We start from the raw sequence: 6,215 nt of genomic DNA, 5'->3' as shown, positions 1-6,215 counted from the left end.
CGCTGGTACCGGCTGCGCCCCGCCCCGCTCGCGGAGATCGACGAGTGGCTGGCGCCCTACCGCCGGATGTGGACGAACAGCCTGGATGCCCTGGAACGCCACCTGGAGACGATGGACGATGACCAAGACGACGACTGACGCGACACTGACCTACGTCAACGGGGAACCGACGCTGCGGTTCGAGCGCCGGCTCCGCCACGCGCCCGCGAAGGTGTGGCGCGCGGTGACCGACCCGGCGGAGCTGAAGCACTGGTTCCCGGCCGCGGTCGAGGCGGAGCTGCGGCCCGGCGCACCCATGCGGTTCACCTTCCCCGACACCGCACCGGTCGACGGGCAGTGGGACGGCGAGGTGCTGGAGGTCGACGAGCCGAAGGTCTTCATGTTCCGCTGGAACTCCGACGTCCTGCGCATCGAGCTGGTCCCCGACGGCGACGGCTGCCTGCTCGTGTTCTCACAGACGCTCGGCGGCGGCCGGGTCGGTCTCCTCGGCGCGGGCCGCGCGGCCGCCGGTTGGGACACCTGCCTCGACCAGTTGGTCGCGCGCCTGGACGGGACGACCGTGCCGCACCGAACGGACTGGGTCACGCCGATGGCCCACTACATCGAGCAGTTCGGCCTGGGCGAGGGCACCGTGGTGTCCACACCGGAAGGGGACGAGCTGCGGTTCGCCCGTGACCTGGTGTGGCGCGCGCCGGCCGACACCTGGCCGGTGCTGGTCGACAGCCTGGAGGTGGACGCGACGAAGCAGGAGCCGCCCCGCGTCCTGGAACACGGGTGGTCCCACGACGGCGAGCCGGCCGGCACGGTGCGCTGGGAGTTCGTGTCGGACCCGAGGCTCGGTGAGCGGGTGGAGCTGACGCACGTCCTGCCGGCGGCCCGGGCCGACCTGCGGGCCCTCGCCCTGGCCACCTGGCATCACCGCCTGGAACTGTTCTTCGCCGCGGCCACCGGCGGCGTGCACGACCCCTGGTCCGAGGACCGGGTGGCGGAACTGGTCGAGCACTACGGGTGACGCTCAGGAGACGGCCTGCCGCCACAGGGCGAGCGCCTCGTCGATCTGGTCGGCGTCGACCACGAGTGGTGGGATCATGCGGATGACGTTGCCCGCCGCGCCGCAGGTCAGCAGCAGGAGGCCGGCCGCGCCGGCGGCCTGCTGCACGCGGGCGGCGGCACCCGGGTCCGGGTTGCCGTCCGCGTCGACGAACTCACTGGCCAGCATCAGGCCCAGCCCGCGCACGTCCCCGATGGCCGGCGCGTCCGCGGCCACCTTGGCCAGGCCCTCGCGCAGGCGGGCGCCCTGCGTGGCGGCGTTCTCGACCAGCCCCTCCGACTGGACGACGTCCAGCGTGGCGATCGCCGCGGCGCAGGCGACCGCGTTGCCGCCGTAGGTGCCGCCCTGCGAGCCCGGCCAGGCCCTGGACATCAACTCGGCCGGCGCCGCGATGGCCGACAGCGGGAATCCGCTGGCCAGGCCCTTCGCCGTGATCAGCACGTCGGGACGGACGTCGAAGTGGTCATGTCCCCAGAAGCGCCCGGTGCGGCCGAACCCGGTCTGCACCTCGTCCACCACCAGGAGGATCCCGTGCCGGTCGGCGCGTTCGCGCAGACCCCGCAGGAACGCCGCGTTCGCGGGCACGTACCCGCCCTCGCCGAGCACCGGTTCGACGAAGAACGCGGCCGTCTCGGCGGGCGCGGTCAGCGTCTGGAGGACGTAGTCCAGCTCGCGCAGCGCGAACCGGGTCGCCTCCTCCTCCGACCAGCCGTAGCGGTAGGCGGTCGGGAACGGCGCCACGACCACGCCGCCCATCAGCGGCGCGAACCCGGCCCGGAACTTGGTCGACGAGGTGGTCATCGACGCGGCGCCCATCGTGCGGCCGTGGAAGGACCCGTGGAACACCACGACGTTCGACCGCCCGGTCGCGTGCCGGGACAGCCGCAGCGCCGCCTCGACCGCCTCGCTGCCGGAGTTCGCGAAGAACAGCGAGTCCAGGCCCGCCGGCAGGACCTCGCCGAGCCGCTCGGTGAGGGTGAGCAGCGGCCGGTGCAGGACGGTCGTGTACTGACCGTGGATCAGCCTGCCGGCCTGCTCGCGCACCGCCTCGACCACGCGCGGGTGGCAGTGCCCGGTGCTGGTCACCCCGATGCCGGCGGTGAAGTCCAGGTAGCGGCGCCCGTCCTCGCCGTAGAGGTAGACGCCCTCGCCGCGGTCGGCGAGCACGGGCGTCGCCTGCTTCAGCATCGGGGACAACTCGGCCATCGGCGCTCATCCTCCCGTCGGACGAAGGCTAGTCACCTCGTGCGATCCACTCTTCCAGGTGCGGGGCCTCGGCGCCGATCGACGTGTCGTCGCCGTGGCCGGTGTGGACCACGGTCTCGGGCGGCAGCGTCAGCAGCCGGTGCCGGATGGAGTCGATGATCGTCGGGAAGTCCGAGTGGGACCGCCCGGTCGCGCCCGGGCCACCCTGGAACAGCGTGTCGCCGGTGAACACCACGCCCAGCTCGGGCACGTGGAAGCACACGGCGCCGGGCGCGTGCCCCGGCGTGTGCAGCACGTGCACCGCCGTGCCGCCGACGTGCAGGACGTCGCCGTCGGCCAGGGTGTCGGTGGGCCGGTCGTCGGGGTGGGCGAGGCGCCACAGCACGTCGTCGGCCGGGTGCAGCAGGACCGGCGCGTCGACCAGCTCCGACAGCGCGGGCGCGGCGTTCACGTGGTCGTCGTGCGCGTGCGTGCACGCGATGGCCAGCACGTTCCGCTCCCCCACCGCGTCGGCGATGGCGCGCGCGTCGTGGGCGGCGTCGATCACCAGCACCTGGTCGTCGTCGCCGAGCAGCCAGACGTTGTTGTCGACCGCCCAGCTGCCGCCGTCGAGGTTGAACGTGCCCGAGGTGACGACCTTCTCGACCCGCATCAGAAGACCACGACCGAACGCAGCACGTCGCCGTGGTGCATCTTGGTGAAAGCCTCCTCGACCTGGTCGAGCGCGATCGTCTCGGTGACGAACCTGTCGAGGTCCAGCCGGCCCTGCCGGTAGAGGTCCACGAGGTAGGGGAAGTCACGCGAGGGCAGGCAGTCGCCGTACCAGCTGGACTTCAGCGAGCCGCCGCGGGAGAAGAAGTCGATCAGCGGCATGTCGATGCGCATGTCCGGCGTCGGCACGCCGACCAGCACGACCGTGCCGGCGAGGTCGCGGGCGTAGAACGCCTGCCGCCACGTCTCGGGCCGGCCGACCGCCTCGATGACGACGTCCGCGCCGAAGCCGCCGGTCAGCTCCTGGACCGCCTCGACCACGTCCCGCTCGCCGGCGTTGACCGTGTGCGTGGCGCCGAACCCCTTGGCCCACTCCAGCTTCCGGTCGTCCAGGTCGACCGCGATGATCTTCGTGGCACCGGCGATCCGGGCACCCGCCACGGCCGCGTTGCCGACGCCGCCGCACCCGATCACCGCGACGCTGTCGCCCCGGGTGACGCCGCCGGTGTTGACGGCCGCGCCGATGCCGGCCATGATCCCGCACCCCAGCAGGCCGACCGCGGCCGGCGAGGCCTCGGGGTCCACCTTCGTGCACTGGCCGGCGTGGACCAGCGTCTTCTCGACGAACGCGCCGATGCCGAGCGCGGGCGAGAGCGCCGTGCCGTCGGTGAGGGTCATCGGCTGGGACGCGTTGAACGTGTTGAAGCAGTACCAGGGGCGGCCACGCAGGCAGGCGCGGCAGGTCCCGCACACCGCGCGCCAGTTGAGGATCACGAAGTCACCCGGTGCGACCTCGGTGACCCCCTCGCCGACCTGCTCGACGACCCCGGCGGCCTCGTGCCCGAGCAGGAAGGGGTACTCGTCGTTGATCCCGCCCTCGCGGTAGTGCAGGTCGGTGTGGCAGACCCCGCACGCGTGGACCGCGACCACCGCCTCACCGGGCCCGGGATCCGGCACGACGACCGTCTCGATCTCGACCGGAGCGCCCTTCGACCGTGCGATGACACCCCGCACCTGCTGAGCCATGTGCCGATCCCTCCCATGCCTGTTTGCCGATAAGTACTTCTACCAGCTACGCCGCCGGATGCACCGCCGCGGATCGCGCGTTCACGACGTCGAGCGTCGCGAACGCGCCTCTCCAGGTCGGGTCAGGCGTGCTGGGCACCGACGCGACGTCACCACGCGCCGGCCGCCCGGGGTGTCCAGCACCAGGCGCTGGGTGTGCGGCCTGGTGGGCGGCGAGGAACACCATCACCTCGCTGGTCGGGCGTTCCAGGCCCTTCGTGAACTCCTCGGTGTTCGCGCCCAGCAGGGCGGCTGTCGCGGGCGGGCCAAGGGGCAGGCCGAATGTGGGTGGCGGTCAGCACCTCGGACGCGAGCTGTGCCAGCGCGTTGCCCGGCTGCGAACCGAACGCCATCGACGAGGCGGGAGGCCGCCGGTGGTCGCGTCGGCCCGGCCGGCGGGGCGCCGGTTCCACCCGCCGGGCGGCCGGGAACGCGGTGGCGTCCCGGTTCGGCTACACCACCGGGAGCAGGTTCGGCCGCCACACGCCGTCGTGGGCGCGGGCCGTCGTCAGCCGCTCCGGCGGCACCGCGCCGTACGTGGTCGTCCGCTGCCGTGCCGGGCGGCCCGCCTCGGCGGCCAGCGCCTCCAGGCCGGCGATGGTCTTGTAGCTGCCGTTCTCGGAGCCGGCCATGCGGCTGATGGTCTCCTCCATCAGCGTGCCGCCCAGGTCGTTCACGCCGCCGCGCAGCACGTCGACCACGCCGCGGTCGCCGAGCTTCACCCAGGAGGTCTGGATGTTGTCGATGCGGCCGTGCAGCAGCAGCCGGGCGAGGGCGTGGACCGCGCGGTTCTCCAGGTGCGTCGGGCCCGGCCGCGCGATCCCGGCCAGGTAGAGCGGCGCGTTGGTGTGCACGAACGGCAGCAGCACGAACTCGGTGAACCCACCCGTGCGGGCCTGCAGGTCGCGGATCAGCTTGAGGTGCGCGACCCAGTGCGCCGGGGTGTCCACGTGCCCGTACATCATCGTCGAGGTGGTCGGGATGCCCAGCTCGTGCGCCGTGGTCACGACCTCGATCCACGCCGAGGTCGGCAGCTTGCCCTTGGTCAGCACCCACCGCACGTCGTCGTCCAGGATCTCCGCCGCCGTGCCGGGCAGCGAGTCCACCCCGGCCTCGCGCGCGGCGGTCAGCCAGTCACGGATGGACAGGTTCGTGCGGGACGCCCCGTTCACCACCTCCATCGGCGAGAACGCGTGCACGTGCAGGCCGGGTGCCCGCTTCTTCACCTCGGCGGCGATGTCGAAGTACGCCGTGCCCGGCAGGTCGGGATGGATGCCGCCCTGCATGCACACCTCGGTCGCGCCGACCTCCCAGGCCTGCTCGGCCCGCTGCCCCACCTGCTCCAGGGACAGCGTGTAGGCGTCGCTGTCCGTGCGGCGCTGGGCGAACGCGCAGAACCGGCAGCCGGTGTAGCAGACGTTGGTGAAGTTGATGTTGCGCGTCACCACGTAGGTCACGTCGTCGCCGACGGTGTCCCGGCGGAGGTCGTCGGCCAGCGCGGCCAACGCCTCGATCTCACTCCCGGCCTCGGCGGTCAGCAGCGTCAGGGCGTCCGCGTCGGACAGTCCGGCCGGGTCGGCCTCCGCGTGCCGCAACGCGGTGGCGAACTCGCCCCGCGTCGAGGTGGCGCGCATGCTGTCGACCTGGGCGCGCAGCTCCTCCCAGTCGCCGTAGACGGAGTCGAAGTCCTCGCGGCGGTCGTCGGTGCGCCCGGCGGTGTCGATGCTGGTGTTCAGGTCCGTGCGGCCCGAGGAGACGAGCGCGACCTCCGGTTCCTGCCACGGCAGGCCCACGATCCGCGCGTCCGGCGCGGCCAACCCGGACGGCTCGGCGAGGGCGGCGATGTGCGGGGCGACGCGCGGGTCGATCCACGGCTCGCCGCGCGTCACGTACTCGGGGTAGATCGGCAGCCGCTCCGCCAGCGCGAACCCCGCGGCACTCGTGTGCTCGGCAAGCTCGTCCAGCCGCGGCCACGGCCGTTCCGGGTTGACGTGGTCGATGGTCAGCGGCGACACCCCGCCCCAGTCGTCGATGCCGGCACGCAGCAGCAACTCGAACTCGCCCGCGATCAGGTTCGGCGGCGCCTGGATCCGCATCCTCGGACCCAGGACGAGCCGTGCGACGGCCACTGTGGCGGCCAGCTCCGCGGCCTCCACGTCCGGCATGCCGCGCATGGCCGTGT

Annotated in this window: 5 protein-coding genes and 2 pseudogenes; 2 read left to right on the top strand and 5 right to left on the bottom strand. The window is 72.9% G+C overall.

Features of this window, described 5'->3' with window-relative positions:
• Both ACJ73U_RS36370 and ACJ73U_RS36365 read left to right on the top strand, forming a co-directional pair.
• A pseudogene (locus tag ACJ73U_RS36370) lies at positions 1-138 on the top strand (transcriptional regulator); the annotation flags it as partial.
• Positions 119-1,012: an SRPBCC family protein gene (locus ACJ73U_RS36365; RefSeq protein WP_407782293.1), complete on the top strand. Its 894-nt coding sequence runs from the start codon at positions 119-121 to the stop codon at positions 1,010-1,012. The pseudogene ACJ73U_RS36370 and the gene ACJ73U_RS36365, both read left to right, overlap by 20 nt.
• 3 nt (positions 1,013-1,015) lie before the next feature.
• Here the strand turns inward: ACJ73U_RS36365 and ACJ73U_RS36360 are convergent, their stop codons facing one another.
• The 5 genes and pseudogenes from ACJ73U_RS36360 to cofH form a co-directional block, all read right to left on the bottom strand.
• Entirely contained in the window at positions 1,016-2,257 is a 1,242-nt protein-coding gene (locus ACJ73U_RS36360) for an aspartate aminotransferase family protein (protein ID WP_407782292.1), read from the bottom strand.
• A 28-nt stretch (positions 2,258-2,285) separates the two neighbouring features.
• Positions 2,286-2,909 (bottom strand): MBL fold metallo-hydrolase, encoded by a 624-nt coding sequence (locus ACJ73U_RS36355; RefSeq protein ID WP_407782291.1) that lies wholly within the window; start codon positions 2,907-2,909, stop codon positions 2,286-2,288.
• Positions 2,909-3,994, bottom strand: a complete 1,086-nt coding sequence (locus tag ACJ73U_RS36350; RefSeq protein WP_407782290.1) for an S-(hydroxymethyl)mycothiol dehydrogenase — start codon at positions 3,992-3,994, stop codon at positions 2,909-2,911. The genes ACJ73U_RS36355 and ACJ73U_RS36350 overlap by 1 nt, the downstream gene beginning before the upstream one ends.
• A gap of 193 nt (positions 3,995-4,187) precedes the next feature.
• Positions 4,188-4,386, bottom strand: a pseudogene (locus ACJ73U_RS36345) (zinc-dependent metalloprotease); the annotation flags it as partial.
• A 99-nt stretch (positions 4,387-4,485) separates the two neighbouring features.
• On the bottom strand, positions 4,486-6,215 hold a 1,730-nt coding region (cofH, locus tag ACJ73U_RS36340; protein WP_407782289.1), incomplete at its 5' end, for a 5-amino-6-(D-ribitylamino)uracil--L-tyrosine 4-hydroxyphenyl transferase CofH.

Source organism: Actinophytocola sp., from assembly GCF_045807065.1.
In the GTDB taxonomy this organism is placed as follows: Bacteria; Actinomycetota; Actinomycetes; order Mycobacteriales; family Pseudonocardiaceae; genus Actinophytocola.
This window is presented reverse-complemented; position numbering and strand designations above follow the sequence as displayed.

Bases quoted from the DNA above. Each gene is read 5' to 3' on its own strand.
- ACJ73U_RS36365 (WP_407782293.1), top strand. From the start codon at position 119: ATGACCAAGACGACGACTGACGCGACACTGACCTACGTCAACGGGGAA.
- ACJ73U_RS36360 (WP_407782292.1), bottom strand. From the start codon at position 2,257: ATGGCCGAGTTGTCCCCGATGCTGAAGCAGGCGACGCCCGTGCTCGCC.
- ACJ73U_RS36355 (WP_407782291.1), bottom strand. From the start codon at position 2,909: ATGCGGGTCGAGAAGGTCGTCACCTCGGGCACGTTCAACCTCGACGGC.
- ACJ73U_RS36350 (WP_407782290.1), bottom strand. From the start codon at position 3,994: ATGGCTCAGCAGGTGCGGGGTGTCATCGCACGGTCGAAGGGCGCTCCG.